Source organism: Chamaesiphon minutus PCC 6605, from assembly GCF_000317145.1.
Classification (GTDB): Bacteria; Cyanobacteriota; Cyanobacteriia; order Cyanobacteriales; family Chamaesiphonaceae; genus Chamaesiphon; species Chamaesiphon minutus.
In genome coordinates, this window is record NC_019697.1 from 6,144,553 (window position 1) to 6,171,541 (window position 26,989).

Annotated in this window: 24 protein-coding genes, 2 pseudogenes and 1 riboswitch; of the genes and pseudogenes, 13 read left to right on the forward strand and 13 right to left on the reverse strand. The window is 47.1% G+C overall.

The window, feature by feature from the left end; all coding sequences use genetic code 11:
- Positions 1 to 8 precede the first annotated feature (8 nt).
- Both CHA6605_RS34720 and CHA6605_RS37430 read left to right on the forward strand, forming a co-directional pair.
- Positions 9 to 1,124: an Ig-like domain-containing protein gene (locus tag CHA6605_RS34720; RefSeq protein ID WP_232432149.1), complete on the forward strand. Its 1,116-nt coding sequence runs from the start codon at positions 9 to 11 to the stop codon at positions 1,122 to 1,124.
- Positions 1,125 to 1,208: 84 nt separating this feature from the next.
- Positions 1,209 to 1,487 (forward strand): annotated as a pseudogene (locus tag CHA6605_RS37430) (PKD domain-containing protein); the annotation flags it as partial.
- Between the two features lie 46 nt (positions 1,488 to 1,533).
- Here CHA6605_RS37430 and CHA6605_RS28170 read toward each other — a convergent pair.
- The 3 genes and pseudogenes from CHA6605_RS28170 to CHA6605_RS28180 all read right to left on the reverse strand — a co-directional run bounded on the left by CHA6605_RS28170 (position 1,534) and on the right by CHA6605_RS28180 (position 5,458).
- Positions 1,534 to 2,208 (reverse strand): annotated as a pseudogene (locus CHA6605_RS28170) (Uma2 family endonuclease).
- A gap of 226 nt (positions 2,209 to 2,434) precedes the next feature.
- Positions 2,435 to 3,082, reverse strand: a complete 648-nt coding sequence (locus tag CHA6605_RS28175; protein WP_015162752.1) for a response regulator transcription factor — start codon at positions 3,080 to 3,082, stop codon at positions 2,435 to 2,437.
- Positions 3,083 to 3,718: 636 nt separating this feature from the next.
- Positions 3,719 to 5,458, reverse strand: a complete 1,740-nt coding sequence (locus CHA6605_RS28180; RefSeq protein WP_015162754.1) for an ABC transporter ATP-binding protein — start codon at positions 5,456 to 5,458, stop codon at positions 3,719 to 3,721.
- Between the two features lie 375 nt (positions 5,459 to 5,833).
- Between CHA6605_RS28180 and rplI the strand changes: the two genes are divergently transcribed.
- The 6 genes from rplI (at position 5,834) to CHA6605_RS28210 (ending at position 10,767) form a co-directional block, all read left to right on the forward strand.
- Positions 5,834 to 6,292: a 50S ribosomal protein L9 gene (rplI, locus tag CHA6605_RS28185; protein ID WP_015162755.1), complete on the forward strand. Its 459-nt coding sequence runs from the start codon at positions 5,834 to 5,836 to the stop codon at positions 6,290 to 6,292.
- A gap of 147 nt (positions 6,293 to 6,439) precedes the next feature.
- Complete coding sequence (gene dnaB / locus CHA6605_RS28190) at positions 6,440 to 7,783, forward strand: replicative DNA helicase (RefSeq protein ID WP_015162756.1); 1,344 nt, start codon at positions 6,440 to 6,442, stop codon at positions 7,781 to 7,783.
- Positions 7,784 to 7,792: 9 nt separating this feature from the next.
- The gene (locus tag CHA6605_RS28195) at positions 7,793 to 8,290 is read left to right on the forward strand and encodes a hypothetical protein (protein WP_015162757.1); all 498 of its coding nucleotides are present in this window, start codon (positions 7,793 to 7,795) and stop codon (positions 8,288 to 8,290) included.
- 169 nt (positions 8,291 to 8,459) lie between these two features.
- Complete coding sequence (gene folP, locus CHA6605_RS28200) at positions 8,460 to 9,311, forward strand: dihydropteroate synthase (RefSeq protein WP_015162758.1); 852 nt, start codon at positions 8,460 to 8,462, stop codon at positions 9,309 to 9,311.
- Between the two features lie 76 nt (positions 9,312 to 9,387).
- Positions 9,388 to 9,657, forward strand: coding sequence for a hypothetical protein (locus CHA6605_RS28205; protein WP_015162759.1), 270 nt, complete (start codon positions 9,388 to 9,390; stop codon positions 9,655 to 9,657).
- 195 nt (positions 9,658 to 9,852) lie between these two features.
- The gene (locus tag CHA6605_RS28210) at positions 9,853 to 10,767 is read left to right on the forward strand and encodes a bifunctional riboflavin kinase/FAD synthetase (RefSeq protein WP_015162760.1); all 915 of its coding nucleotides are present in this window, start codon (positions 9,853 to 9,855) and stop codon (positions 10,765 to 10,767) included.
- Between the two features lie 78 nt (positions 10,768 to 10,845).
- Here CHA6605_RS28210 and CHA6605_RS28215 read toward each other — a convergent pair whose 3' ends face one another.
- Both CHA6605_RS28215 and CHA6605_RS28220 read right to left on the reverse strand, forming a co-directional pair.
- A complete protein-coding gene (locus tag CHA6605_RS28215) occupies positions 10,846 to 11,085 on the reverse strand; it encodes a hypothetical protein (RefSeq protein WP_015162761.1) in 240 nt (79 codons plus the stop codon).
- Between the two features lie 139 nt (positions 11,086 to 11,224).
- On the reverse strand, positions 11,225 to 11,515 hold the full coding sequence (locus CHA6605_RS28220) for a photosystem I psaG / psaK (protein WP_015162762.1): 291 nt from the start codon (positions 11,513 to 11,515) through the stop codon (positions 11,225 to 11,227).
- 131 nt (positions 11,516 to 11,646) lie between these two features.
- Between CHA6605_RS28220 and CHA6605_RS28225 the strand changes: the two genes are divergently transcribed.
- The 3 genes from CHA6605_RS28225 (at position 11,647) to CHA6605_RS28235 (ending at position 14,892) form a co-directional block, all read left to right on the forward strand.
- Positions 11,647 to 12,282, forward strand: a complete 636-nt coding sequence (locus CHA6605_RS28225; protein WP_015162763.1) for a phosphoribosylanthranilate isomerase — start codon at positions 11,647 to 11,649, stop codon at positions 12,280 to 12,282.
- 132 nt (positions 12,283 to 12,414) lie between these two features.
- Entirely contained in the window at positions 12,415 to 13,284 is an 870-nt protein-coding gene (locus CHA6605_RS28230) for a hypothetical protein (RefSeq protein ID WP_015162764.1), read from the forward strand.
- A 234-nt stretch (positions 13,285 to 13,518) separates the two neighbouring features.
- Positions 13,519 to 14,892: a serine/threonine-protein kinase gene (locus CHA6605_RS28235; protein WP_015162765.1), complete on the forward strand. Its 1,374-nt coding sequence runs from the start codon at positions 13,519 to 13,521 to the stop codon at positions 14,890 to 14,892.
- A 100-nt stretch (positions 14,893 to 14,992) separates the two neighbouring features.
- Here CHA6605_RS28235 and rnhA read toward each other — a convergent pair whose 3' ends face one another.
- Together rnhA and CHA6605_RS32125 are read right to left on the reverse strand one after the other, a co-directional pair.
- A complete protein-coding gene (gene rnhA, locus CHA6605_RS28240; RefSeq protein WP_015162766.1) occupies positions 14,993 to 15,853 on the reverse strand; it encodes a ribonuclease HI in 861 nt (286 codons plus the stop codon).
- A gap of 6 nt (positions 15,854 to 15,859) precedes the next feature.
- On the reverse strand, positions 15,860 to 17,158 hold the full coding sequence (locus CHA6605_RS32125; RefSeq protein WP_015162767.1) for a hypothetical protein: 1,299 nt from the start codon (positions 17,156 to 17,158) through the stop codon (positions 15,860 to 15,862).
- A gap of 130 nt (positions 17,159 to 17,288) precedes the next feature.
- On the opposite strand from CHA6605_RS32125, the gene CHA6605_RS28250 reads away from it, so the two are divergent.
- Positions 17,289 to 19,409 carry a DNA polymerase III subunit gamma/tau gene (locus CHA6605_RS28250; protein WP_015162768.1) on the forward strand — a complete coding sequence of 707 codons (2,121 nt, stop codon included), beginning with the start codon at positions 17,289 to 17,291 and terminating at the stop codon, positions 19,407 to 19,409.
- Between the two features lie 173 nt (positions 19,410 to 19,582).
- Here the strand turns inward: CHA6605_RS28250 and CHA6605_RS28255 are convergent, their stop codons facing one another.
- From CHA6605_RS28255 to CHA6605_RS28275, 5 genes are all read right to left on the reverse strand, one after another.
- On the reverse strand, positions 19,583 to 19,948 hold the full coding sequence (locus CHA6605_RS28255) for a hypothetical protein (protein ID WP_015162769.1): 366 nt from the start codon (positions 19,946 to 19,948) through the stop codon (positions 19,583 to 19,585).
- 191 nt (positions 19,949 to 20,139) lie between these two features.
- Positions 20,140 to 20,982, reverse strand: a complete 843-nt coding sequence (locus CHA6605_RS28260) for an energy-coupling factor ABC transporter ATP-binding protein (RefSeq protein ID WP_015162770.1) — start codon at positions 20,980 to 20,982, stop codon at positions 20,140 to 20,142.
- The gene (gene cbiQ / locus CHA6605_RS28265; RefSeq protein WP_015162771.1) at positions 20,975 to 21,772 is read right to left on the reverse strand and encodes a cobalt ECF transporter T component CbiQ; all 798 of its coding nucleotides are present in this window, start codon (positions 21,770 to 21,772) and stop codon (positions 20,975 to 20,977) included. The genes CHA6605_RS28260 and cbiQ overlap by 8 nt, the downstream gene beginning before the upstream one ends.
- A complete protein-coding gene (locus CHA6605_RS28270; protein WP_015162772.1) occupies positions 21,772 to 22,092 on the reverse strand; it encodes an energy-coupling factor ABC transporter substrate-binding protein in 321 nt (106 codons plus the stop codon). The genes cbiQ and CHA6605_RS28270 overlap by 1 nt, the downstream gene beginning before the upstream one ends.
- Positions 22,073 to 22,858, reverse strand: a complete 786-nt coding sequence (locus CHA6605_RS28275; RefSeq protein ID WP_015162773.1) for an energy-coupling factor ABC transporter permease — start codon at positions 22,856 to 22,858, stop codon at positions 22,073 to 22,075. The genes CHA6605_RS28270 and CHA6605_RS28275 overlap by 20 nt, the downstream gene beginning before the upstream one ends.
- Positions 22,859 to 22,877: 19 nt before the next feature.
- A riboswitch (cobalamin riboswitch) is annotated at positions 22,878 to 23,051 on the reverse strand.
- Between the two features lie 400 nt (positions 23,052 to 23,451).
- Between CHA6605_RS28275 and CHA6605_RS28280 the strand changes: the two genes are divergently transcribed.
- Positions 23,452 to 24,087, forward strand: coding sequence for a tetratricopeptide repeat protein (locus CHA6605_RS28280; protein WP_015162774.1), 636 nt, complete (start codon positions 23,452 to 23,454; stop codon positions 24,085 to 24,087).
- 168 nt (positions 24,088 to 24,255) lie between these two features.
- On the opposite strand, the gene CHA6605_RS28285 is transcribed toward CHA6605_RS28280, so the two are convergent.
- Positions 24,256 to 26,880, reverse strand: coding sequence for an ankyrin repeat domain-containing protein (locus CHA6605_RS28285; protein ID WP_015162775.1), 2,625 nt, complete (start codon positions 26,878 to 26,880; stop codon positions 24,256 to 24,258).
- Positions 26,881 to 26,989: the final 109 nt, after the last annotated feature.

Below are 26,989 nucleotides of genomic sequence, written 5' to 3' on the forward strand. Positions count from 1 at the left end.
ATCCCTTCTTGAAACCAAATCTCAATGAAAGATCTTCTTCCAGCCTCGTAACTAGTCAACAATTCTTCAGCAGTCATCCTAGCCATGGTAATACCTCTTTACTAACTAGCATCTATTCTACCGCCCAATCGATCTGGCATACCAAAACCTCCATCAACCTCGCCTTCGACATCACTAACCTCCCCACCGGACAACTAGCCGAAGCCACCATCACAGGCTACGACAACCTCGGTCGCCCCAACACTGCCACCATCACCATCGACGACGATGCCAACGGAGTCGGCTGGTTCATCGATAGTACACCACAGGATAATATCGAATTCACCGGAACAGACATGTACTTCCAAGCCGCCCCCAACAGCGCAGCTTCCGGTAAATACGACCTCCTCACCACCATCCTCCACGAGATGGGACACACCCTCGGCATCATCAACGGCTACAGCGAATTCGACAAATACATCAAAGGTCGTCAATTCATTACCGACACCTTCACCGCCACCCTCACCCCTGACGGCTCCCACCTCGACACCACCTTCCATCCCTACGACCTCATGAACACCAGCCTCAAACCTGGCGTTCGCAAACTCCCATCAGCGTTAAACCTAGCGATGATTGATGCGATTAATTCGGGTGTCGGGGGTTGGGTGTCGGGTGTCGGTACGGTCAACCCTGCCCACCTCACCGCAGGTGCCCTCACCCTAGATCCCACCCATACTTCGACTACGCTCAGTACGAGCCTCACCACCAACGACACCAACGTCACCCAGATCCAAGTTATCAACCAACCCACCCACGGTACTCTCACCCAAACCCCCGACGGCAAACTCACCTACCAACCCGTTTCCACCTACGTCGGCAACGACAGCTTCACCTACCTCGGCTTTGGTAGCGACGGACAGATCTCCAACCTCGCCACCGTCAACCTGACAATTAATAACCTCCCACCCACGATTCAAAGAATCGACATCCCCACCAATATTAAAGAAGGAACGATAACCACCCTCACCGCCACCGCCACCGACATTGGTAACGATCCCACTTCGACTTCGCTCAGTGCAAGCCTCACCTACCGTTGGTATATTAACGGCGCAACCACAGCAATTCAAGGACGATCGTTCGCGTAGCGTCAGCTTTGCTGAATCGACTACACCTTCATCGACAACGGCAACTATCCAGTCAAACTCGAAGTCCTCGACAACCACGGCGGCATTGCCACCCAAACCGTCAACGTCACCGTTAACAACGTCGCCCCCACCATCGCCAGCGTTACCGCACCAAATAACCTCGCAGAACGCTCCTCGGCTCAATTTAGTGCCACCGCCACCGATCCTGGTATCCTCGATACCCTCACCTATAGCTGGAACTTCAGCGACGGTACCGATGCCCTCAGCGGACAAAACATCAATCATACCTTTGCCGATAACGGCACCTATAACGTCGTCCTGAGCGTCACCGATAAAGATGGCGCAGTTACCAGCCAAACCACCAGTATCACAGTCGATAACGTCGCCCCCGCGATCGCACTCGTTAGGCTTAGGGTACTTCCGGCTCGATCCCCAAAGCGCGTAACTGAGCGGCTAATCGATCGGCTCGCTGACTTTCGAGTTGAGCGCGTTCGTAAGGGGTGGGATAACGCCGATTGTTTTCGTCGTACCAATACAACCATTCTCTAGTCAATCCGTCGAAGCTAGCACGTTAGCAACCGATGCCTAATCCAATCTCTGGCATCCAGACGGGGTTGAGAGTTTGCAATTCGTAGATACCTTTGTGGAGTTGGTAAATCTCTAGCCGTGCCTTGCGGCGGCGTTTGGGGTGGTAAATAACGTAGTAAAGAACGCCTATGCGGGCGTATTCCTGTAGTTTAGTGGTGTATTCTCCACCTGGTTTGGTAGAAACCACTTCTAATACCAATACTGGCGGTACTTCTTCTTCCCAGAGCGTATAGCTCAGTCGTAGGTTTTCGTCAAAAACTCGCTCGACATTTAAGCTCAAGAAGCCATCGGGGACGATTGGTGGCTGCTCTGGATCGGTGTAGATTGCCATATCGATGCCAAAGAACCAATCCATCCGCTCTTCCCATAGCATCCGCAAAATCGATTTGAGTAAGCTAGGGATGAGTTCTTGGAGTTCGTTGTCCACTGGGGTATCGTCCGAGCATGGCAGTTCGTCGGCGGTGGGAAGGTATTTAGGTAGCTCGTACTGGTACATGTTGGTAAGTGAGTGAAGAGCTTACCGCTATTTTAGTATGATTCGATCGGACTGAAATCCTTACCGCCACGGAGCGATTAGCCACTGTTGTGGCGCGATTTTATCGGGGAATAGGTTTCAGACACAATCTATTTTATAAATAATTACAACACTACTCAGTTGCTAGTCGATCGGACAACCTGGATGGTGGGCACTGCCCACCCTACTTTTCTGCCTACCCTCTCACCTAAGCCATTCTCGTCTCGATCGCCCAGCGAGCCAATTCAGTCCTGTTACTGAGTCCGGTTTTACCGAGCATGTTCGAGACGTGACTTTCGATCGTGCGTTGGCTGACATTCATCTGTTGGGCGATTTCTCTATTAGCGAGTCCTCTAGCGACTAATTGAACTACCTTGAGTTCGGTGGGAGTTAGTTCGACAGTTGCTGGAACTTGAATCGGAGAACTATCGTCTCCCATCCCATCGGTATGTAATAGCAATCTATTGGTTTGCTTGAGCGAAGACTCCACTTGCGCGACGAGTTCTTCTGGCTCGAATGGTTTGACCATATAAACATCCGCACCCAAATTCAGACCCTTAATCCGATCTTGGCTCTGTCCTCTAGCAGAGAGAAATAAGACTGGAATCCAACTGGTACGTTGATCCTGGCGGACATTTTCAATTAGAGCGTAACCATCCATCTCCGGCATCATGATATCGCAGATGATCATGTCGGGGAGATGTTGGGAAAGCAAGTGCAAAGCTTCTTTACCATTGTCCGCAGTCTGCACCTCATAGCCGCGAAATTCTAAATAATCCCTAACTAATAAGATGAGATTGGGGTCATCATCGATTAATAGTAGTCGCTTGCGGTCTTTTCCACCAACTGCTTTCATAATCTTCTGACTAGAGTTAACCGTTTGTCGGGATCGATAGTTTGTATTTAACCACCCATTTGGGTCGGGATGCTACCTCAGATTCAACTTATTTAAACAAAATAGCTTCGTTGGCGTAGCCTCCGCCTTGCGAAATCGGCAAGGTATCATTGTTACTTTTGTAGATAAGCGATTTTGTGTCACACCCACCGCACAATTGAATTTTCCAGGTGTAGATCCCATTTCGGAGCTGTGTGTAAAGATTCATAGTTATGAGATAGTCTACCGCTTTTGTCACAATAGTGAAGCTTTTGGAGATTCAATTTTTGACAGCGTGACAGGCTACAACCAGAATTATTCAGAACACAGGTGTTTATAGATAATACTCTAAGATTGCGATCGAGTGGTAACCAAAGTTGTCGTCAACTAATTAGCTAGTAACCTAAGTTGCTAGTTATAGATTTTTAGTATGGAAGGGGTAAGGGATAAAGGGGAAGGGGTAAAGGATAGAACAATTTCCTTTACCCTTTACCCATAACCACCTTACGAATATAACTAGCAACTTGCGTTAGTATGACTATCGATCGATCGACAGTTGAAAGTAGATTTCCTCTACCTGCGCCCATCTAACTTTCACTCTCCTGCTTGAATTTGAGCTTAATGTAATAATTCCTCCAATTGATTTTGATTGCACAACCACTGATACAAGCCTTCTCGTCCGATTAATTCTTGGTGGCTGCCAGTTTGGACGATTTCGCCTTTATCCATAACCATAATTCGATCGGCTGTTGCTGCGGCGGATAATTGGTGGGTAATAAATATTACCGTCCGTTTGTGTCCAGTGTGGGAGAGATTTTGGAGAATAGCTGTCGCCGTCTGATTATCGACACTAGAGAGCGCGTCATCGAGAATCAAAATCGGTGCATTCATCAACAGCGCGCGCGCTAACGCCGTCCTTTGGCGTTGTCCGCCAGAAAGAGTAATTCCGCGCTCGCCGACGATCGTATCGTACTGTTGGGGAAAGTTGAGCACTTCCCAATGAATTTGCCCTTGTTGTGCGGCGGCTTCAACTTTACTTCTACTGGCTAAAGGCTCGCCATAACGGATATTATTCTCGATCGAGGTACTAAATAAAAAGCTTTCTTGCGGTACATATGCGATCGATTTTCTCAAATCGTCTAAACTCAAACTATTTACGTCATAATCATCGATAAATAAACTCTTTTCGGGTATTTCTACCAAGCGGGGAATTGCATTAGCAAGTGTCGATTTTCCCGAACCGATCGGGCCGACGATCGCGATCGTTTCGCCAGCATTAATTGTAAAATTCAGATGTTTGAGTGCGGGAGTCTCGGCACCAGGATGAGTGTAGCTAAAATCTCGTGCGGAAATCTGACCCCGAATTGGTACGTCTAGATGAATCGAGGCGGGTGTATCGGCGATTTTCGGTCGATTGAATAAAATTGCTTCGACTCGATCGATACTGACTTCACCTCGTTGGTATGCCGTAATTGTAAACCCTAATAATGCCGTCGGAAAAATTAGATTTTGGGCAAATATAATCAGCGATAAAAAGCCACCGATGCTGATTTCCTGGTTGGCGATCGCTAGTCCACCTTGCCATAATAAGACCAATAAACTAATTGAAGCTAGCCCTTGAATGATCGGGAAAATCGTATTTCGCGATTCAGCTAACTTGAGATTGGCATTAAATAACTCTTGATTCTTTTTACGAAATGCGCGCCGCTCGTTTTCTTCTTGAGCGTAAATCTTGATGAGTGAAATCCCACTCATATCCTCCTGAATTAACTCGCTCAAATCCGAAATTGATTCTTGGACTACTACTTGCTGATCTCGAAGTTGCTGACTGAATAATTGTACCGTAATCAACATCAACGGATACACAGCCAATGCCAGCAATGTTAACTTGACATCAATGTATAACATTGCAGGTAAAGTCAGCGCGTAAGCAAATACAATATTTGCCGTACTCAACACCGCAAACCCCACCAACCGCATGATATTTTCGACATCGCTGGTAAATCGATTGATCAGATCTCCTACCGTCGTCGTCACAAAATAACCTGGCTCCAAGCGCAAAATATGCTCGAAGATATTCTGCTTCATTGTGGCTTGAACTTGTCTTCCCACCCCAAAGATCAGAATCCGCGAAATCATCCGCACTACCCACATAATCGAGGTCAAACCTACCAGGAAGATCGCGAGTTGCGTGAGATAATCGCTAGTAAATGAGGTTTTCAGTCGATCGATCCCATCTCTAATCAAAAGCGGAATATAGACGCTCAAAGCATTGACAACAAACAGCGCGAAAATACCTTGTGCTGTTTGCCATTTGTAAGGATTGAGATAATTGAGGAGTTTTTGAAAACGAGACATTTTGGGGAATTGCGGATGGGAGATTGGAGATTGGGAATTGCGGATGGGAGATTATGGATTGGGGATTGGGGATTGGGGATTGGGGATTGAGATATTGCCACCCATTACCAATTACCCATTACCTATGTTTGCCTAAAGCCTCAAGCCTAAAGCCTAAAGCCTAAAGCCTAAAGCCTAAAGCCTCAAGCCTCAAGCCTAAAACCTAAAACCTAAAGCCTAAAGCCTAAAGCCTAAAGCCTCAAGCCTCAAGCCTAAAACCTAAAACCTAAAGCCTAAAACCTCATCCCTACTGACAGGGTTCGATCTTGTGTGATAAGATCGTAGGTTTGTGGCACCATCTCAAATATAGCTCAGAAAGCTTAGATAGAAATCAATATGGCAAAGCGCGTACAGTTAGTATTAACCCAAGATGTCCGTAAATTGGGCAAAAATGGCGATCTAGTCGAAGTAGCACCCGGTTATGCTCGGAACTACCTTCTTCCCCAAAAGATTGCTACCAACGTCACTCCAGGCATCCTCAAGCAAGCCGAAAAGCGTCGCGAAATCGAGCGGCTGCGCTTATTGGCACTCAAAGAAGTAGCCTTGACTCAAAAAGCCGCAATCGAAAAAGCGGGTAAATTCTCCATCGCCAAGCAAGTTGGTGAAAACGATGCCATCTTTGGTACCGTTACTACGGCTGAAGTTGCTGACTTGATTAAATCCGTTACTACCCAAGAAGTTGACAAACGCGACATCACCCTCCCTGATGTGGCTAAAATCGGCACCTATAGAGCCGAACTCAAGCTTCACCCCGAAGTCAGCGTCACCGTCGAAATTGAAGTCGTCTCTAAGTAATTTTAGCTTTATATTACCGATCGACTCAGGCTGCACCCGCAGCCTATTTTTGTACCTAAATTTAGTATAATAGTACTGAATTTTGGCGATCCATCAGTCCCTCCCCTCCACCCTCTACCCTCTATCCCCTATTCCCTATCCCCTCCTATGGATACTCCCAACTTTCGATCGACAAGTCTGATTCCTCCCCAGAATATTGAAGTTGAGGAAGCCATTTTAGGAGGGATTTTACTCGATCCAGAAGCGATCGGAAGAGTCGCCGAAAAACTCATTCCTGAAGCTTTTTATATCCCCACTCACACGGATATTTATAAAGCATGTTTAGCTCTTAACGGTCAAGGTAAACCAACAGATTTACTCACGGTTACCGACTGGTTGATAGACCAGAAACAGCTTGAGAGAATTGGCGGTCAAGCCAAGCTCATTCAATTACTAGAACGGACTGTAAGCGCTGTGAATATCGATTCGCTAGCCGTACTAGTGATGGATAAATATATCCGCCGCGAGTTGATTAAAGCGGGTACAGAAGTTACTCAACTCGGCTTTGCTGCCGATCGACCATTAGAAATCGTCCTCGATGAATCGGAACAACAAATTCTCAATTTAACCCAAGCTAGACCGAAGCAAGGGTTGACACCGATTAAAGAAATTGTTGCCACTACTTATCAAGACATTCAAGATCGTCACGACCAATTAATTCCTCCAGGATTGACTAGCGATTTTAGCGATCTCGACGGCATGACTGGCGGTTTTCAGCGATCGGATCTCATCATTATTGCTGGAAGGCCGTCAATGGGAAAAACAGCGATAAGTTTGAATATTGCCTACAATATGGCCAAGCTTCATCAACAGCCAGTATTAGTATTTAGCTTGGAAATGTCTAAGGATCAATTAGTTCAAAGATTGATTGCTAGTGAAGCTGGTGTCGATAGTAATAGACTACGTGCGGGACGAATTAGTCCGAATGAATGGGACTCGGTATATAAAGCAGTAGACAGAATTTCTGAGCTGCCGATTTATATCGATGACAATGCCAGCATGATGGTGATGGAGATGCGGAGTCAAGCTCGCAAGATTCAAGCAGAGAATGGCGGACAGTTAGGATTGATCATGATCGACTATCTACAATTGATGGAAGGTAGTAGCGATAATCGCGTTCAAGAAATCTCAAAAATTACTCGAAGTTTAAAAGGATTAGCACGAGAATTACAAGTTCCATTAATCGCTTTGTCGCAATTAAGTCGCGGTGTTGAAGCTAGAAATAACAAGCGTCCAATGATGTCAGATTTGAGAGAGTCAGGCAGTATTGAACAAGACGCCGATTTAATTATTATGCTCTATCGCGATGCTTATTATAATCCAGATACACCCGATCGAGACATCACAGAACTAATTATTACCAAACATCGAAATGGCCCGACAGGAGTAGTTAAACTAGTATTCGATCCTGGTTTGACTAAGTTTAAGAATTTAGCACGTCCGATGAATTAATAAAACAAGGTGAGCAGAAATAATATTTTTTACAAATTTTCTAATGAAGCGCAAGAAATATTGCGCCAGAATGGTATTGATGGTGTGGTCAAACAACAAATACAACAACACGCTCAAGGAATTGAAATAGAATTTATTCGAGAAGGTTATAATATTTCAAGTACAGCCAGAGATTTCCTCGATCTATGTGCATACTGTGAGATTAGATTTTTGTGCGACAAAAAGAGCAACTACCATGCAAAATTAATTGTCGATCCCACTGGATATATCGATTCAACTGACAGGGTAGAGTTACACAATTTATTCGATAAACAATTTTATACAATAGCTTACATGAGTGATGGTTATGAAATAATGGTGGATAACGATGAGAACACATATTTGTTTTGGGATGGGAACTGGAATTTTCTTGGTAGCAATTTAGTTTCTGGAATTGAAGAAATTTTCAAAAGTGAGGGCAGTCGATTAAATTCACAATATGCTCGAACATATCCCTGTAATGAATAATAAAGCTCTCGTCATAAACCTTGCACCATCTGTAATTCAGAACTCGTAGGTTGGGTTGAGCCTCGAAACTTAACACTACCAATTATGTACTCAGTTCATTAAGTGAGATTTTATTTTATCGATCGCAGTAGGATTATCTTAAATAGTATGTTGTAGAGACGATCGAACAGTGAGCAACTTATTAACTATTCGCGGTAAAAGTTTTGAATGGGGTAGTCGCACTTATGTCATGGGAGTGTTGAATGTGACTCCCGATAGCTTTAGCGATGGGGGAAAATTTGCGACGGTAGATGCCGCGATCGCGCAAGCAGTCCAAATGGTAAGCTCTGGTGTGGATATTATCGATATCGGTGGCGAGTCTACCAAACCAGGCGCGACGCCTGTGGATGCAGCGACAGAATTAGCGCGGGTAATTCCGGTAATTGAGGGGATTCGCCAACATCCCGATATTCAGAATATTCCCATTTCGATCGATACTACCAAAGCCAGCGTCGCTCGATCGGCAATTGCGGCTGGTGCGGATATCATTAACGATGTCTCTGGCGGACAATTTGACGAGAATATGTTTGCGACAGTCGCGCGACTGGGTGTGCCGTATGTGATGATGCACATGCGCGGAACACCTGCGACGATGTTACAGATGACCGATTATGATGATGTCGTCGGCGAGATTTTAGCCTTTTTTGAGACGCAAATCGATCGAGCCGTAAAGTCTGGGATCGATCGACCGCAGATTATTATCGATCCAGGGATTGGGTTTGCCAAAAAATATCAGCAGAGCATCCAAATAATTCGTCAGCTCGACAGATTTGAGATTCTCGATCTGCCGCTATTAGTCGGTGTATCGCGCAAAAGCTTCATCGGCAAGATTTTAGACCAACCCGACCCCGAATGCCGCTTGTGGGGCACGGCAGCGGCTTGTAGTGCGGCAATTGCCAAAGGTGCGGATATCCTCCGCGTTCATGATGTGGCGGCAATGGTCGATGTCAGTCGGGTTGCCGATGTGATGTTTAGAAATTAAGATCTAGACAGGGTGAGTTTGCCCGCTGAGTCAACAGTGGTGAGAAAATAGAAACAGGTTAACAAGATCGGTTACTATGACTAACTCACCCGAATCAAACCAACCCGAACGAGATCTTAGGCGCAGAATGCGCGAACTCGATTGGCGCGTTCAACGACTGGAGGCAACTCAAATGCCCGCAAAGAGTATCGATGAGGCTTTTCAACAAGTCTATGACGAACTAGATGAACTTCAAGATAAATCCGATGCGATGAGAGCGGATATTTCTTCGATGAAAGGAGATATTGCTAGACTCGAAGGCAAAATCGATATTATCTTGCAGCATATTACAGGTTTAGGAAAATAAATCTCTCGATCGACAAATCTCGACTATCCAAATAAGCTCGCATCTTTTGAGGGCACTCCTACACAATTAATCTGTAAGGGTGCCCCTTGTGGGTACCCTAGATCTACACTAGCAACGCTAGTTCGGAACGGCTCAATTTTTTTTACAACAGCAACCAAAATAGATCGATAGATCGCCAAATCGTAATAAATAAAAGTGCAGATTACATCATCTCTCGATAAGATATTGACTCCGACGGCAATTGCTCTAGGTAACTTTGACGGCATTCATCGGGGTCATCTAGAGGTGATTAAACCTGTTTTAGAGACCGACGATGCAGGTGTCTATAAAACTGTAGTGACTTTCGATCCGCATCCACAGCAATATTTTACGGGACAACAACGGCAATTACTCACACCGCACCCAGAACGCACCATCATTTTAGAAAGTTTGGGCGTGCAACAATTGGTTTTATTAGCATTCGACCGCGAGTTGGTAAAATTATCCCCACAGGAATTTGTCCAGCAGATTTTAAACGACAGGTTACAAGCTAAATTTGTCAGTGTGGGTGAAGATTTTCGCTTTGGCAATCAACGTGCGGGTGCGGCGACAGATTTGGTAAAATTGACAGCAGATATCGGCATCTGTACGCGCATCGCACCGTTAGAAACGGACGGCGATAGTCGGATCAGTAGCTCGCGGATTCGTGCGGCTTTATTGGCTGCGGATTTGGAACTGACTAAAGAGTTATTGGGTCGATATTACTCGATCGTCGGTACGGTCATCAACGGTCAAGAAATCGGTCGCTCGATCGGCTTTCCAACTGCTAATCTTAAATATCCCCCAGAAAAATTTCTCCCGCGTCAGGGTGTTTATTGCGTGCGGGTAGATACCGCCACAGCTACCCAATTACCTGGCGTGATGAATATCGGCAAACGTCCGACGGTAAATGGCGTCAATACTACCGTCGAAGTCCATCTCCTCGACTGGGACGGCAATCTCTACGGACAGCAACTAATAGTTTATCTGCATCACTTCTTGCGCTCGGAACAAAAATTTCCCGATTTGGCTGCACTCACAAACCAAATTCAAGCCGATTGCGACGCAGCAAGACAATTTTTTGGGAGCTGAACCAATTTAAATGACCACAAAAATATCCCTCGACCGTACATGTAGAGTAGTCGAGAGATATTTACCGAGCAAATCGAGTTAAATGATCCCCAAGCGAGTTAAGCCCAGAGTAGCACCGACGCCGATCAGTTGTCCGAATGAAGCACCACCAATTATTTGCGCCGCAGAGAAGCTCCCCACCATGGGGCCAGCTTTTTTAGCGACACCTGCTGCTAAAATACCGAGTACGGTACAAACGCTCATGACGATCGCGACTGTAGGCGACCATTCTTGGCTTCTGGGGCCGATGGCAGCAAGCAATAACGTAGCATTTAACATGATTTACTCCTAAAATTAGATATCTATAACTGACATTTTAAAGTACTCTATCGACATTAAATGATAAATTTTAGTAACAAACTAGCAATTGGGGTGTCAATAATATTGAGTATCTAAACTTCAATGAAGTCGGTCGCGATTAAATTATCCCCACATTAGTTAGTCCGAGTACCAATCCAACCCCCAGGATGTGTCCGAAACTCATTGCCGCAATTAATTTGGATAAATTAAAATTTGCCAACAGCTCGGGTTTGCCAGCGGTTAAACTAGGGGTGCCACCAGTATCGATCGCCGCAGATCGAGCAGTGAGACTGAATTTCCACTCGACGATCGCCACGGCTAATAAGTTAGCTGCACTCATAATAAATGCAGTATGAAATCGCCAAGGTTCGGTGTGCGGAATCGCGGCAATGATTAAGTTATTTAACAAAAATTGGTACTCCTAATCTGAAAACTAAGATAGTAACGATCGACTAACTCGGTATTTCAAACTAGCAATTTGTCTCTATTTTTGGTAAATGTTAGCGAGAATTGATACATTTCTTGATATTTGGAGAGCCAATGCGGATTAAAATTTGTGGAATTACCACGATCGAGCAAGGAATCGAGATCGCCCAGATGGGTGCGACGGATTTGGGGTTTATTTGCGTGCCGAGTTCTCCCCGGTATCTGAATTTGACTCAATTAGCGGCAATTGTGCCGCCGCTAACTGAAGTAGCAAATACCGTTGGCGTGTTTGCCGATTTTTCGGTAGCGACGATCGCTCACGTTGTAGCACTTACCAGTCTAGATACAGTCCAACTACACGGTACCGAGTCGATCGAATTTTGCCAAGAGTTACGCCAAGCTCTACCAGAGACGGAAATTATCAAAGTATGGCGGATTCGCACCAATAGCGATCTCGAACTCATCCAGACTTACAACCATGTTGTCGATGGGTTGCTGCTAGATGCCTATCACCCCGATGCGCTCGGCGGTACGGGACAGACATTAGACTGGCAGCAGTTGTCAGATTTTGCACCGCCGATTCCTTGGCTGCTGGCTGGCGGGTTGACTCCCGATAATATCGATACGGCACTAAGCCAACTCCACCCCGATGGGATCGATCTTTCGAGTGGGGTAGAAGTCTCTCCAGGTAGGAAAAATTTAGATTTAGTCGATCGATTATTTGCCAATTTACAGAGTAGATTAGGCTAAAATGAATATTTGAGTATTTGTAGTGACGAGCGATTCTGTGCAACCTCTACGTCGAGACGTAGCCACTACATCACAGCCATCTGCATTGGTTTTAGTCACAGATCGATATTTTAGGAGTTAAAAGGAGATCGAATGGACAGTAGTAAAACGATCGATGCAGGTACTTCCGAACAGAGCCTGCGTCAACAAGTATCATCAGTCAATCTCGATAATTTACGAGCTGAAAGTTTAGCTAGTATCGATCGATTGGCAGCCGATCTCAATAACAATTTGCGGATCGATATTGGAGAAATTCAGGAGCGATTGAATAAATCATTCAGACAATTTCTGTTGGACAAAGAACAAGAACGGATGCCATTTTTACAGCGCGTCATGACTGCCCATATCGAGAATATGGAAGACGAACGCGGATTTCCCCCTCGACATCCAGTCCATTGGTTTAAATCCAAATTAGAATTTAGCTCGACAGGTGTTTTACAATTTGATTTTAAAAAAGATGCAGAGACTTTTATCGAATCATCTCTAGCACATATCGAAACTGAAGTTAAAGAGCAATTAACAACAAAACAAAAAGCCACGATCGACAGCATCGATCGAACGATCGTCGCCATGCAGCAGGATATTAGCGATCGAATTCAACCGCTCGCGAGATCTCGAAAAATTATTAGTACTGAATATGTCAATAGCTTTATTCAAACACAGGGATTGAGATTAAAAGCTGTCGATCGATTTTATTTTGTCAGCATGGGTGCGAGATTTAATCCCAAACAGGAATTACTTTATAGTGAAGTTTGCGTGCGACCCACAGGAATATTCGATCGCGATAAAGATGGCGATAAACCTACCCAATTAAAGTATGCGATTTCATGCGACCGCTTGTTAGATATCGTCAATGAATCGATCGCGCGATCGCTCGACCAAATACAACAACAAACACAAGCATATTTAACTGGTGAATTAGTACCGCAAGTGGAGCGAATATTTGCAGATCTTGCAGCGTAATTTAGGCTTTAGGCTTTAGGTAATAGGCTTTAGGCTTTAGGTAATAGGCTTTAGGTAATAGGCTTTAGGCTTTAGGTAATAGGCTTTAGGCTTTAGGCTTTAGAGTAAGGGGTTACCCACATTACCCATTCACCCATCCACTCCCAACTCCCAGTCTAGATATAATTGTTAAAAAGCTAGTTAATTATCGATCGATTCAGAGGGTATCCTAGTGAGAGATGTTACTTCTCAGCAATGACCATACTTTGCCCTAACGGACACGAAAACCCTGACACCAACCGATTTTGTCAATCGTGCGGCATTCAGATTGCTACCCCTGTCAATACTGCCATGACAGCGGGCATCATTCTGGGCAATCGCTATCGGATTACCAAAGAAATCGGACAGGGTGGTTTTGGGCGTACTTACCAGTGTGAAGACATCAATCGATTTAACGAACTGTGCGTCCTCAAAGAATTTGCGCCCCAAGTACAGGGAACGGCATTTCTTACCAAAGCGCAGGAATTATTCGAGCGCGAAGGTGGAGTGATGTATGGACTCCAACATCCCCAAATTCCCAAGTTTCGCGAAATGTTTCGCGAAAATCGCGGCGGGGTGGGACAGTTATTTTTAGTTCAAGATTATGTTGCGGGTAATAATTATCAGCAACTCCTCCGCCAAAAGCGCAAACAGGGGAAAACTTTTACCGAAGCCGAAATGACCGATTTTCTGGTGCAGATTTTGCCAGTACTGGGTTATATTCACTCGCTCGGCGTCATCCATCGTGATATTTCTCCCGATAATTTAATCCGACGCGAAAGCGATGGATTGCCAGTACTGATCGATTTTGGCGGAGTCAAGCAAGTCGCCGTCACCGTGGCAACCCAATACATGTCTGGTGCAAATAACGCCGAAAATAATAATAGCTACGTCCCTACCCGCTTGGGAAAAGTCGGCTACGCTCCTAACGAGCAAATCCAACGCGGTGTGGTTTCGCCCCATAGCGACTTATACGCGCTTGCGGCGACGACATTGGTGTTATTGACAGGCAAAGAGCCATCAGATTTGATCGATCCGCAAAACTTTACCTGGAACTGGCGCGAGCATATCAGCTTAACTCCCAAATTAGCATCCGTTCTCGATCGAATGGTTCAACTACGTCCCAACGATCGCTTTGCATCGGCACAGGATATCCTCACAGCCTTGCAATATCCAGAATTGCCAATTTCACCCGTACCACCGTTACCGCCACCTCCAAAGCCCTTACAGCCGCCAGTAAATAGCAATCCCAAAATTCCCCAGACAGTTGCCACTGGTACCAAAAAAAATCCGGTCGCCACGCCGATCCCGCCCACAGTTGTAACTGCTACTAAAGAAGAACAGTCCAACAATTCTAATGCAGGAGCGAAGAATCCATCGCTACTAGCGATCGTCGGTAAAACGTGGATGTTCATTGCAGCGGTGGTCGGTGCGATCGCTCTTGGCTGGCTGGTTGCGAGTCTTAGTGCCAAATTCCGTCCATCATTTAACTCGCCAAATCGATCGACTTCACTGCCGCATTTACCGAGCCAGCCTTCCCAGCCTAGCAAGTTCGCAAAGGCGTTGCTGGATTCAAGGATGAAGAACTAGCGGGGAGCGGGGAGCGGGGCGACGAAAATATTCCAATCCAAAATCCTCACCTATTACCCATTACCCATCCACCCATCCTACGGTGGTACCGTTCACCCATCTACTCCCCATCAACGCGTTCTAATTGCCAGAGGATTTGGTTGCCTTCACGGCGGACCCTAGAGACGATCCAATTGCGCCATGCCCATCTGTCGCCGCGACTAGTGACCGCGCTAGCATTGATATCCATCAGATCGGCTAATTCGGAACTAGCAATCAAATAGCTACTTTTAGCAATTTCATCCGCGATCCGCAAAGTATCGATCAGATGGTGCAGATGAGCGACTCTGACTTCACGCGGAATGTGTTCGGTACTGTCGGGATGAATAATCTGTTCTTCTAACATGGGGGCTGTATGCAGATCCGGTAGAGAGGGAATAGGGAGCGGCTCTGAAGGTGTCCGTGTGACTGGAGCTGGCTCCGATGTCTCGACGATCGAGCGTTGCCGCAATTTGGGTGGCTGACCGCTAGAAAAGCCCCTAGCGATCGTATCGCAGCGTTCGTTACCGACATTGCCCGAATGACCTCGGACGTGTTGCCAAGACACGGGTGCTTTAGTTTGAGATTGCACCTGGCGATCGAGTCTGTCGAGTGTTTCCCATAAGTCTTGATTGAGGACTGGTTTACCCGAGGCAGTTTTCCACCCCTTTTTTTTCCAACCTTTGACCCATTGGGTGATGCCTTTAATCAGGTATTCACTATCGGTATAGACCACGCATGGTTCGGCTCGATCGTTAGTGACAAAGAATTCCAGTGCGGAGATGGCGGCTTGCATTTCCATCCGATTGTTAGTGGTCGCGCTATCGCGTCCGCCCAACTCGTGACAGCTACCATCATCAAAGTACGCAACCGCAGCCCAGCCACCGGGGCCAGGATTTCCAGAACAAGCTCCGTCTGTATATAAGTTGGTAATTCTACTCATCTGCAATTATACCCCGTGACGATCGGGGGTGTTGGCTGTCTCAGAAAGTGGTTGTTCGATATTCCCGCTAGGGGTGTTATTCCAAGGATCTTCTGACTTATATTCTAGCTTTGGTGCTGGTGGTGGTGGCGGTGGAGCTTGATGTTCGCTCGCTCCGCTGCCCGTCGAAAATGCCGGAATTGCCATCTCTGGGGGTATAGGACTAGGCGAAGGTGTCAGCGGCGGCGTTGTCGGGATTTCTGGCGGAGTGGTAGTGGGAATCTCTGGAGACGGTGCGGGACTCGGTGCGGGTGTAAATGGCGGCTCGACCGGAATTTCGGGCGGCGGTGTCACTGGTGGTGTTGTCGGCGGAATTTCGGGATTTGGGGTCGGATTTGGCGCGGGTGTAACTGGCGGATTTTCGGGAATTTCGGGATTTGGGGTCGGATTTGGCGCGGGTGTAAATGGCGGCTCGACCGGAATTTCGGGAGTCGTTGTAGGTGGACTGGTAGAGGGGGTGGGAATCTCTGGCGGTGTGGTTGTCGGAATCTCTGGTGAGGGCGTCAGCGGCGTCTCCATGGCACTAGGTTCGGTCGCGCTCGAATTGAGATCGCCACTAACTTGCTGCACTTGTTGCTGCATTTGAGCGACAACTGCATTGATGATGACTTGGGGATCTGTCGTTTCAACCCCCAGTTGAGTCGCTAATTCAGCGACTAAACCCGGATCTTTATGCAACATTGCCGAAAACTCTTCGAGTGTGATTTCTTGAGTCTCCGAGCCAATCTGTTCTGGTTCCGGTTGCTGCGTAAACGATCGCGGTGGTTGCGAGGGCAATGGATTGTTGTCCATCAAGAACTCTAACGGCACGTCACCAAAATCGCCATCCGCCACATCGCTAAACTCCATAATGGGTAGCAAGTTCGGAAATTCTTCGGCTTGACGATCGAGCAGCCTAGCACCGTATTCTCCCGCGAGATCGCCGATCTCGCCGCAATCGAGTTGCCCTAATTGCACCATCCGTCCGGCTAGTTCATAATTAGGGACGGGGGCTTCGAGTAAATTATTACCAAACCTGTCGAGCCATTCCAACCATTCTGACTTGCGGACTCGCTGCCTAATTTTGTTAAAAAAGCCGATCGCGCGGGGCTGTTGCCAGCCATGAGCTACTCCTTCGAGCAACTGCATAAATAGATATTCCCGATCGGTATCATCTAGAGGTGGTAACTCAGCAGTAGGCGCGAATCGATCGATCGATCTACTCGCACCTCGCCCGAATAATTTGCGAAACCACCGCATGAATGACTGCCAGATTTTTTTTAACATTTACTGATTCCTTAGATGCACAATTTAGGTACATTCGATCTAGAGTATCGTAGAGGGTAGATCTCGGCAAATTACCTCAATATAAGACGCCTGACTCTGAGCCACACCTCTTTCTCTATTTATCCCGCAGATGGCATATATACCTCTACATCATAAATATAGACCACAAACTTTCGCCGATCTGGTCGGGCAAGAGGCGATCTCTACGACCTTGACTAATGCACTGCGGCTGGAGAAGATTGCCCCAGCATACCTGTTTACTGGCCCACGGGGAACAGGTAAAACTTCTAGCGCGCGCATATTAGCCAAGTCTCTTAATTGTATGGCGTCTGATGTACCTACAGCACAACCTTGTGGTAAATGTGAGACGTGTAGCGCGATCGCCGTTGGTGCTGCGCTCGATATCATCGAAATCGATGCGGCTAGTAATACAGGTGTCGATAATATCCGCGAACTGATCGAACGCGCCCAATATGCCCCCGTCCAGTGTCGTTATAAGGTTTATATTATCGATGAATGTCACATGCTTACTACAGCAGCATTCAATTCGCTGCTAAAGACTTTAGAGGAGCCGCCCGATCGCGTAGTCTTCGTGTTGGCAACTACCGATCCGCAACGAGTTTTGCCGACGATTATTTCGCGTTGTCAGCGATTTGACTATCGGCGGATTCCCGTCGAGGCGATGGTAAAACACCTTACTTATATAGCTGGTAACGAAAGCATCGAGATTGACGCTGCTAGTATCAAGCTGATCGCCCAAATCGCTCAAGGTGGTTTGCGCGATGCCGAGAGCTTGCTTGATAGGCTGAGCTTACTTAGTGGCGAGATTACACCCGATCGAGTCTACGATGCGATCGGTTCGGTACCAGAGCGGGATTTACTAGATATTTTACAGTCGATCGATCGAGCCGATCCAGAGCAGTTACTCGATCGCACGCGCCAGATCCTCGAACGCGGCAAAGAACCCCTCACCGTACTCCAAAATCTGGCAGGCTGCTACCGCGATCTGACGATCGCCAAAACCGCCCCCCAACGCGCCGATTTAGTCGCTTTAACCAGTGAAAGTTGGACGGAACTAGCGAAAATTGCCAAAACTTGGCAACTGAGTCAGATCCTCACTGGACAAAAACATCTTAAAGATAGCGAAATTCAACTCAAGCACACCACCCAGCCGCAACTCTGGCTGGAAATCGCGATCTTAGGACTACTAGAACTCAAACAGCGATCGGCTTCAACTCCGCCTAGCGTAGCCGCTATACCTGCTGGAACTATTGCCACCCCAACCGCTCCCACAGTAACGAGTCAACCAGCGCAGCAGCCGATGGCAACGCTACCAGAGCAAGGGCACAAGATTCCCCCACCAGCAGCCATTGCAGCCCCAGCAAATGCGATCGCCACTGAAGACATCACCGCTACTTGGGAACGTGTCTTACAGCAGCTTCTACCTGCGAGTAGGGACTTGTTTAAACCCTTCGGGACGTTGATCTCGATTTCCGAAGCGCAAGCGGTAGTAGCGATGAAATCTAGTACGATGCAGACGATCGCTGCTGGCAAAGTCCCCGAATTAGCTAAAGTATTTAGCAATATGTTCGGACGCTCGATCGCCGTCAAACTAGAAGTCTTAGGTAAAAGCCAGCCTCAGTCTAGTTCGCTCTCACCCACCCCATCTCCCGCAGCTCCACCGCCTGTCGAATCTCCTCCAGTTCCAGTAGTAACGACGCCACCGCCACCCGTCGAACCCCCTCCAGTTCCAGCAATAGCAGCACCGCCACCCGTCGAACCCGCTCCGGCTTCAGCAGTAACATCACCGCCACCCGTCGAATTTCGTCCGGCTCCAGCAACACCGCTACCTGTAGAGACTCCTTCAGATCGAGCAGTCCTGTCGCCACCAGACGCAGGAGAAGACATCATAGACAATGCGATGGCTGATGACTTTACTGACGATGATGAAGATTTGCCAGAATCGACGATCGATTTGCAGCCGCTAGCTCCAGCTCGCGTCGAGCTACTCGATGCGCTGTCTTTGCCATCTTCATCAGCACCAGCCGATTTATTTGCCGAATCGACAGATTTTGCAGAACCACCTGACTCGATCGATCTCGAACGCGCGGCAAATAGTTCAGCAGACGAACCTGAAGAACCTGAAATCGATCTAGAACTGGATCTGGCGACTAATAATGTCGTCAAATTATTTAATGGTGAAATTATCGATCGCGGTCGCGAACTATTCGATCGAATTGTGAATAATTAGATTCTCGGCGGAAGTCCGATCTCTGATATCTTGGAGCGGTTTAACGATACTAGTGCTTGGTGTAAAACCAGGGTACCCACAAGGGGCACCCTACAGATTCATTGTGTAGGGGTGCCCCTTGTGGGTACCCCCCAGATCTACACTAATTACTAATATCAATTATCAATTTTGAACTATTTATTCCGAATCAATTCCATTTTAACAATTAAATTCTTGACAATACTCTTGCCGCAGGCATCATTACCTTGACACTTACTTACCTTAGTTTTTCGATAAGTTAATCTGACACGTTGATTCAAATATCTAGTGCGATTGCAGATCTCAAAATCTGCACCGAGAGTATATTTTTTACCCTTAAAGTCGATCAAATCTACATAACACATCAAATCGCCATTGGTGAGGTCGATTAATTTGCCACTTGAGGGAAAAGGGTTAGGCTTGACGATCTTGCGTGCATAGCTAGGCGCAGCATGAAGACAAGTCGCGATCGAGATCGTGCCAATGAGGGTACAGGTATTCGTTGCCAACCGATTTGACATAAACTTTCAAATATACTGCAAGTATCAATCTTATCAGAGAATGCCTACGACTAAAGTCGTGGCTAGCGATGCAAAGTCCGCCTATGCGGACTAATTTCCAAGTCCGCCTATGCGGACTTTGCACCACTAGCAGCGGTTTATAACCGCTGGGATTAGATGTAGTAAATTGAGCTAAAGTTTATGTCGATCGGCTAATTTTTGAAGCGATATTTTTCTAGATAAGTAGTAAATTCATCGATCGATCTAGGGGCGGGAACTGAGGGCATTTTGTCGGCAAAGCGCGACCACATCTGCCATAAGATGGGCATTCCCAAGGCAAAATCTGGCATCGATTGGAGCTGTGTAAAAACTGTAATAGTTTCACCCTCAGCAATCAGTCGTCCCCGTTCCATTACTAATACCCAATCTGCCCACTGATAGACAAAATCTAAATCATGGGTAGCAATTAGTAACGTCGTCCCCAATTTGGCGATCGATTCTAGTTCTGTCAATAAATTGCGCGTTTGTACGGGATCGAGGTAAGCTGTAGGTTCGTCTAATAATAACAAATCTGGTTTTAATGCCATTACTCCGGCAATACTCACTCGTTTTTTTTGACCCAAACTGAGGTGCTGAAGTGGAGACATTGCCAAGTTTTTTAAATTAAAATCGCTGAGAGTTTGAGTTACTTTGGCGGCTACTTTTGCTTCCGATAAACCTTGATTGTACAGTCCATAAGAAATATCTGCGGCGACAGTTGGGGCGACGAGCTGTTGTTCCGGATCTTGAAATACTAAGCCAACGCGTTGTCGCCATCTTTTGAGTGCAGCGCGATCGAAACTCAGTGGTAAATTATCTAATGTCACCACACCTCGATCGGGTTTAACCAACCCATCGGCAATCAGAAACATCGTCGATTTACCACAGCCATTTTGACCGATTAATGCAGTCTTTTTATACTTAGGCAATCGCAAGCTCAACCCTTGTAATGTTGGAGCCGTTGCCATCGGGTAACTATAATAAATGTCCTGAAACTCCAGCAAATATTCAGACATAGCTGCGGTACAAAATTTCTCCAATAATCAGGATCGAGCAACCGACGATCGATTCTGTGGCATAACGCCATGAATATCGATCGGCGACAGGTTGCCAAAACCGAAACTCTCCATTGAAACCTCTAGCATTAATGCTGAGGATCGACTGCTGATAGCGGCTAGCCGTCCGCTGAATTAACTGCCGAACTAATAAATTTAAGCTGTTTATCCTGATCCGATGAGTGCGATAACCACCGCGCGAAACTTGAGCGGTAACAATTTTTTGGGCGGTATCTGCCAATAGAAAAATAAAGCGATAGACTAATAACGATAGCTCGATGAGAATCGGCGGACAACCAATTTTTTGGCAGAGCGTAGCTAGATCGATCGCCGGAATTGTCAAGATAATAAAAAATAGCGTGGAGGTACTCGCAAGCGATCGAATCGAAACCGCGAGTGCCTGAAACGTGCCCTGACGGCTCAGATAGAGTTGTCCGCCCCAGACACCGATTTGTCCCCAAGAATCGGCGCGGATGTCTGGCGAGATCGAGCTAGTATATTCGATCGCTAGAGCTGGTATCCCCGTAATTAGAAATGTCATTACCCCCAGCATCATCGCAGTATAAATGCGGTAGGGAATGCCAGCATGGAATACAATCCAAACGCTCATCCACCCCAGAATCGCCAGTTGGATGGGATAGTGAGTTACCAACGCCAGCAACAGCATGACGATCGCAAAACAGAGCTTTTGAGCGGGTGGCAAGTGGCGGAGACGATTTCTATAGGCAAGAGTATCGATATGAATATGCACTAATCTCGATATTCAACGGTTGTAGGCACTTCTTCTGCTTTGCGGCGTTCGGTGCGACCTTTATATAAGCCTAAAATATAACAAGTGACTCCCGATCCGATCGCGGCTTGAGTGGCAAATAAAAAGGTTTCGACTTCGCCACCAGAAGGCTTAATAATCGGCTCGAGCCAGGGTTTGTAACCGGGCTTGACTTGTTCGATCGCGGTGACATTGATACTATCTGTTGCTTTAAATTCTTTACCCTGATGTATTAGTACCGGAGCCAGCGATAAGATCGCCGCACCAGTTAATAACCAGACATTAATTGATGGTTTCTGCATCTAAATTTTTGCCCTGTTGAAATAGTCTGAGTGTTTTCAATTCCTGTTGACCGTACTCTTGCAACCAGTTCCATACTAGCAAGGTTAATAAACCTTCACTAATGGCTAAGGGGATTTGGGTAATGGCAAATACACTCACAAATTTAATAAAAGCCGCCATGAATCCACCCTGTACTGCTGGAAAAGCTAGAGCTAATTGCACCGCCGTAACTAGATAAGTACACAAATCTTCTAACATTGAGGCGCAGAAGACCGCAATTTTCTGATATCCGGTTTTGGCGATCGCATTGTAGACGACATAAGCAACCATCGGGCCGACAATAGCCATCGAAAAGGCGTTTGCACCTAATGTTGTCAGCCCCCCATGTGCGAGTAAAATTGCTTGGAATAACAAGACTAATCCACCCATCACCGACATGGCCAGCGGGCCAAATAAAATCGTCCCCAGTCCCGTCCCGGTGGGGTGAGAGCTACTACCATTAACCGAAGGAATTTTGAGTGCGGAGAGGACGAAGGTAAAGGCTCCAGCTAATGCTAGGAGGACTTTGAGTTCTGGATGAGCTTGGGTAATGCGCGTAATCGATCGCAAACCCAACACAAAGAAGGGGATCGCAGCTACCCACCAAAATATCGCCCACTGAACGGGTAAATAGCCTTCGGCAATGTGCATAGCCTGAGCTGGGGTAGGCGAACCAACTACTAAATAGCCGCTCAAGCCAACCATTGCTAGTAATGTAGCAACCTTTCGATACCGATATGCAGTCATCTTGAACCTCGCAGATGAACTTGATTTACTGTAACCAACGGGTGTTCTGACTTAAGTTAATTTGAGATCTAACACGATCTGGTTATGAAGTTATGACATCTCAAACACATTACAGTTGCGGGACAGCGTTGGATTTACACCAATCTTTCCCCGTCGATCGTCGTGGCTGATTACTACCAAGCGTAATTTTTTCGGTCAGAGCCGTTTTGCTGGCTGACTGGCTTCATCCTAGCATCGAACAGGTAAGTTCGATCGCGGCGATCGAGGGTGAGTAGCGATAGTTTGTCACTATGGGGAGCGGGGAGCGGCTCGCAGCCGGGAGGTTTCCTCCCGGATTATGCGAGACAAGACAGCGGGGGAGCGGGGGAGCGAGGAGCCAAAATAGTAACTAGATTTACGCCGTAGACTACTAGAACCAGCCCCAATTTTCTGAAGATCTAAAATTGTTTTTCGATCGAAACATTGCTGAGACTAGGTTATAGTAACATCATCAATGTTTGAGATATTTTAATATCTTAAAAAAAGTTGGCGATCGACTAATTGTAAGTAAGATCGGACTATGATAATTTAAATCATAAATTCAAGCTACTTTTATGTCATCTAAAATCTCACGGTGGGCGGGAACGATCGGCATTGGCGCGATCGTTCTCCTCGGACAATCGATTGCCAATGCTAAAAATTCGGTGGAATTGGTAAATACATCAAACCCGAGCGCAGTAGCGATATCTGTCTCTAGGGGACAGGGTTCTGGCGATTACTTTTCATCAGCATTACGCAAACAAAAGCAAGGAGACGCTCGTGGCGCATTAGCTGATTACAATCGCGCCATTAAACTCAATTCCAGAAATGCGAATGCTTACTACAATCGCGGTTTGCTCAAAGCAACGAAACTCCAAGACGACCAGGGCGCGCTAGCTGACTACAATCGCGCCATTCAACTCAAGCCCAATTATGACGCTGCCTACAACAATCGAGCCAATCTCAAAGCCGCACTCCAAGATTATCAAGGCGCACTAGCTGACTACAATCGCGCCATTCAAATCAGACCCAGAAATGCAAATGCTTACTACAATCGCGGCGTACTCAAGTACGCTAACTTAAAAGATCGCGCTGGCGGCATCTCAGATCTGCAAAAAGCCGCTAAACTATCCCAACGACAAGGCAATACCCAAGACTATCAAGCAGCCAACGACCTACTACAGCAATGGCAGCAGACTAGCGGGAATTAAGAGGGGGAGACTGGGAGAGGGGGGGACGGGGAGAAGAGGGGCAGACTGGGTAATGTAGTTTAGTTCCCCTTTCCCCTTTCCCCTTTCCCCTTTCCTTAAAGCCTAAAGCCTAAAGCCTAAAGCCTAAAGCCTAAAGCCTAAAGCCTAAAGCCTAAAGCCTAACCACCTCTATCTCGCGCCCAATTGTTGCAATTGGCGAATAATCTGAGCGTGTTGGAGATCGTCGCGATCGAATTGATACAGACCCATCTGAGCGTATTCTAGAGCCGAATAACTTTGAGAACTCCCGTGAGAACTTCCCGCAGGAGCTTGAATATCCGCGCCAGCGTCGATCAGTAGCTGGACGATTTCACCATAGCCCGCGTAGGCAGCACTGGAGATCGGGGTAAAGCCTAATTTATCCCGCAAATTCACATTTGCCCCCGCACGAATTAATAGCTCGACGATATTGGTATGCCCTGCGGCGGCAGCATTGCCGATGGCCGCACCGCGATCGAGATCCAGATTGACAGCATTAGTCGCCAACAGCGATTTGACGCGCTCGACATTACCAGCACCAGCAGCTTGAATCAATTGAATCGACTCTAAGCCAGAGGTAGAGGCTCCCGCCTGCATCAGCAGATTGAACATTTGATAATTTTCGGCGGCGGCGACAGAAGATAGCACCGTATGTCCGAGATCGTCTTGGATCTCCAGATCTGCACCCGCAGCAATCAGCGTTTCGACACAATCTGTATAACCAGAACCCGCCAGAGCCGCATAGAAAATCGCGGTTCTACCACCCGCGCCCCGTTGATTGACATCCGCACCACCCGCGATCGCTAGTTGGACGATTTGCTGGCGATTGCTAGCAAAGAAGCTACCAGCGGCAAGCATCAGCGCAGTCAGGCCCGCAGTTCCCAGACCATTATCGTCACTGAGTAGATTGGGATCGGCCCCTGCGGACAACAGGATATTGACGATCGATCGATGTCCGTGATATGCCGCAGCCATAAGTGCCGTATGCCCTTTGGCACCAATTTCATCAACTTCGATCCCGATTTCGATCGCCCGATTTACCTCGTCGATATTGCCAATTGTGGCCATTTCGATAAATTTCTCGATCGGGCGATTTTGTTCGCGGATGCGACGTTTGCGGGTGGATTGGAGCAATTGCTCGCCATCGCGATCGGCACAGAGGCGAATGGCGGTATTGACCAGGGGATATAAATATTGATAGATCTCGCGTTCTTCGCATTTAGCAGCCAAGAGAATTGGAGTTTCACCGCGACTCCAGACATTGACATTCGCCCCCGCAGTTACCAATAACTGGACGACCGCCCGATGTCCTTTACTAATGGCTGATAATAACGCCGTCCATCCATCCGCACCGACGGGGGCATTAACATCTACGCCGCGAGGCAACAGCATTTGAATCATTTCGACCTCGCCGCATTCAGCAGCCAAACCGAGTGCTGTAATAGTGGTGCTACCGCAGTGGGGATTGCAGCCAGCAGTCAGCAGACATTGGACTATTTCTAGATGTCCGCGATCGATCGCCATTCCCAGGGGCGAATAGCCTAAATTCCAGTCATAACGATCGAGATTAGCACCCGCTTCGATGGCTTGTTGGACTAAATCGAGATCGCCATCGATCGCTGCTGCCATCAATGATGTGTTGGTAGAGTTTTCTTCATAGCCGCGAGCTAAATCTTCTTCTCGTTCGTTCTGCTTGAGGCTACTCTGCCCGAAAATGTCAGTACTAGTCTGCGTATCCGGATCGTAGTCTGGCTCATCTTCACCGCCAATTACAGGAAAGAGACTAGAATCGAGATCGGAGAGTAAGTGCGGTTCGGTTTTGACAGCTAGATCCAAATTGCCGTGTAGTTCCATAGAATCTAGATCTTCGAGATCGATGGCATAAGTTTCGCCATCTTCCCAAGTTTGACTGGGCATGAATTCATGCTCATCCAAGCCAAATAGCTCCATTGGGATCGTCCCTATGCCGAGTAGATCGTCTCGATCGTCGCTGCTGGAGATATCTATATCTGCCGCAAGCGCGGAGAAGTTCTCCATCACGTAAGTTTCGGTATCGCCCCACTCGCCCATGGGAACCGAGAGCCGCTCTGAAGTTGTTAGTGATTCCGAGGTCAGCCGATCTAATTCGGGACTAAGGTCGAAAGCATAAGTTTCTCCCGATTCAAACTCAACTTCACTAGCCGGACGCTCGATCGACGTCATCGTGCTCTCGTTCTCGACAAACATATCCGGATCGGCTTGTGATATGCGCTGGTTAGCAGCTTCATTGGCTGCAAAAACCGCATCTAGATCGAAAGTATAGGTTGCTTCGGCGTCAGTGCTGATATCTTGCCAATTACTAGAGATCCGCTCCAACTCTGTTGGCGGTGGCAGCACTTGCGCTCCCAAAGGTAACTCAGCAATGGGCATAATTTGCTCGACTTGAGTAACGTTCGCATCGATCGGTCGATCGATAAGTTCGAGCAAGTTTTCAAACGAAATTTGGCGTTCGCTAGTTGGCGGTAAGAGAGTTTCAGATTCACTGGCGATCGGCTGCTCTCGATCTGTCTGTGCGGGTGGGATTGGCTCTGGCTGTGCTTGCATTTGGGCACCAGCGGCAATGAGTAGATTGATAATTTCCAAATTACCTTGGCGACAAGCTACTGCTAGAGGCGTTTGACCGCGATCGTTAGGGGTATTGATATTCACCCCGGCATCGATTAGCAGCTTGACTCGCGGATGGTTGTTAGCAGCGATCGCGTCAAATAAACTCTGAGTTTTGGGATCTACACTCATGATTGTGGTGTCCGAATTGGCTGGGTGACAGGTAATGTGCTTGCAGCACTGCCAGTATTTTTATATTTCCCAACTTATGGACGAAAATCGCTAAGATCGGTGTTTTTAT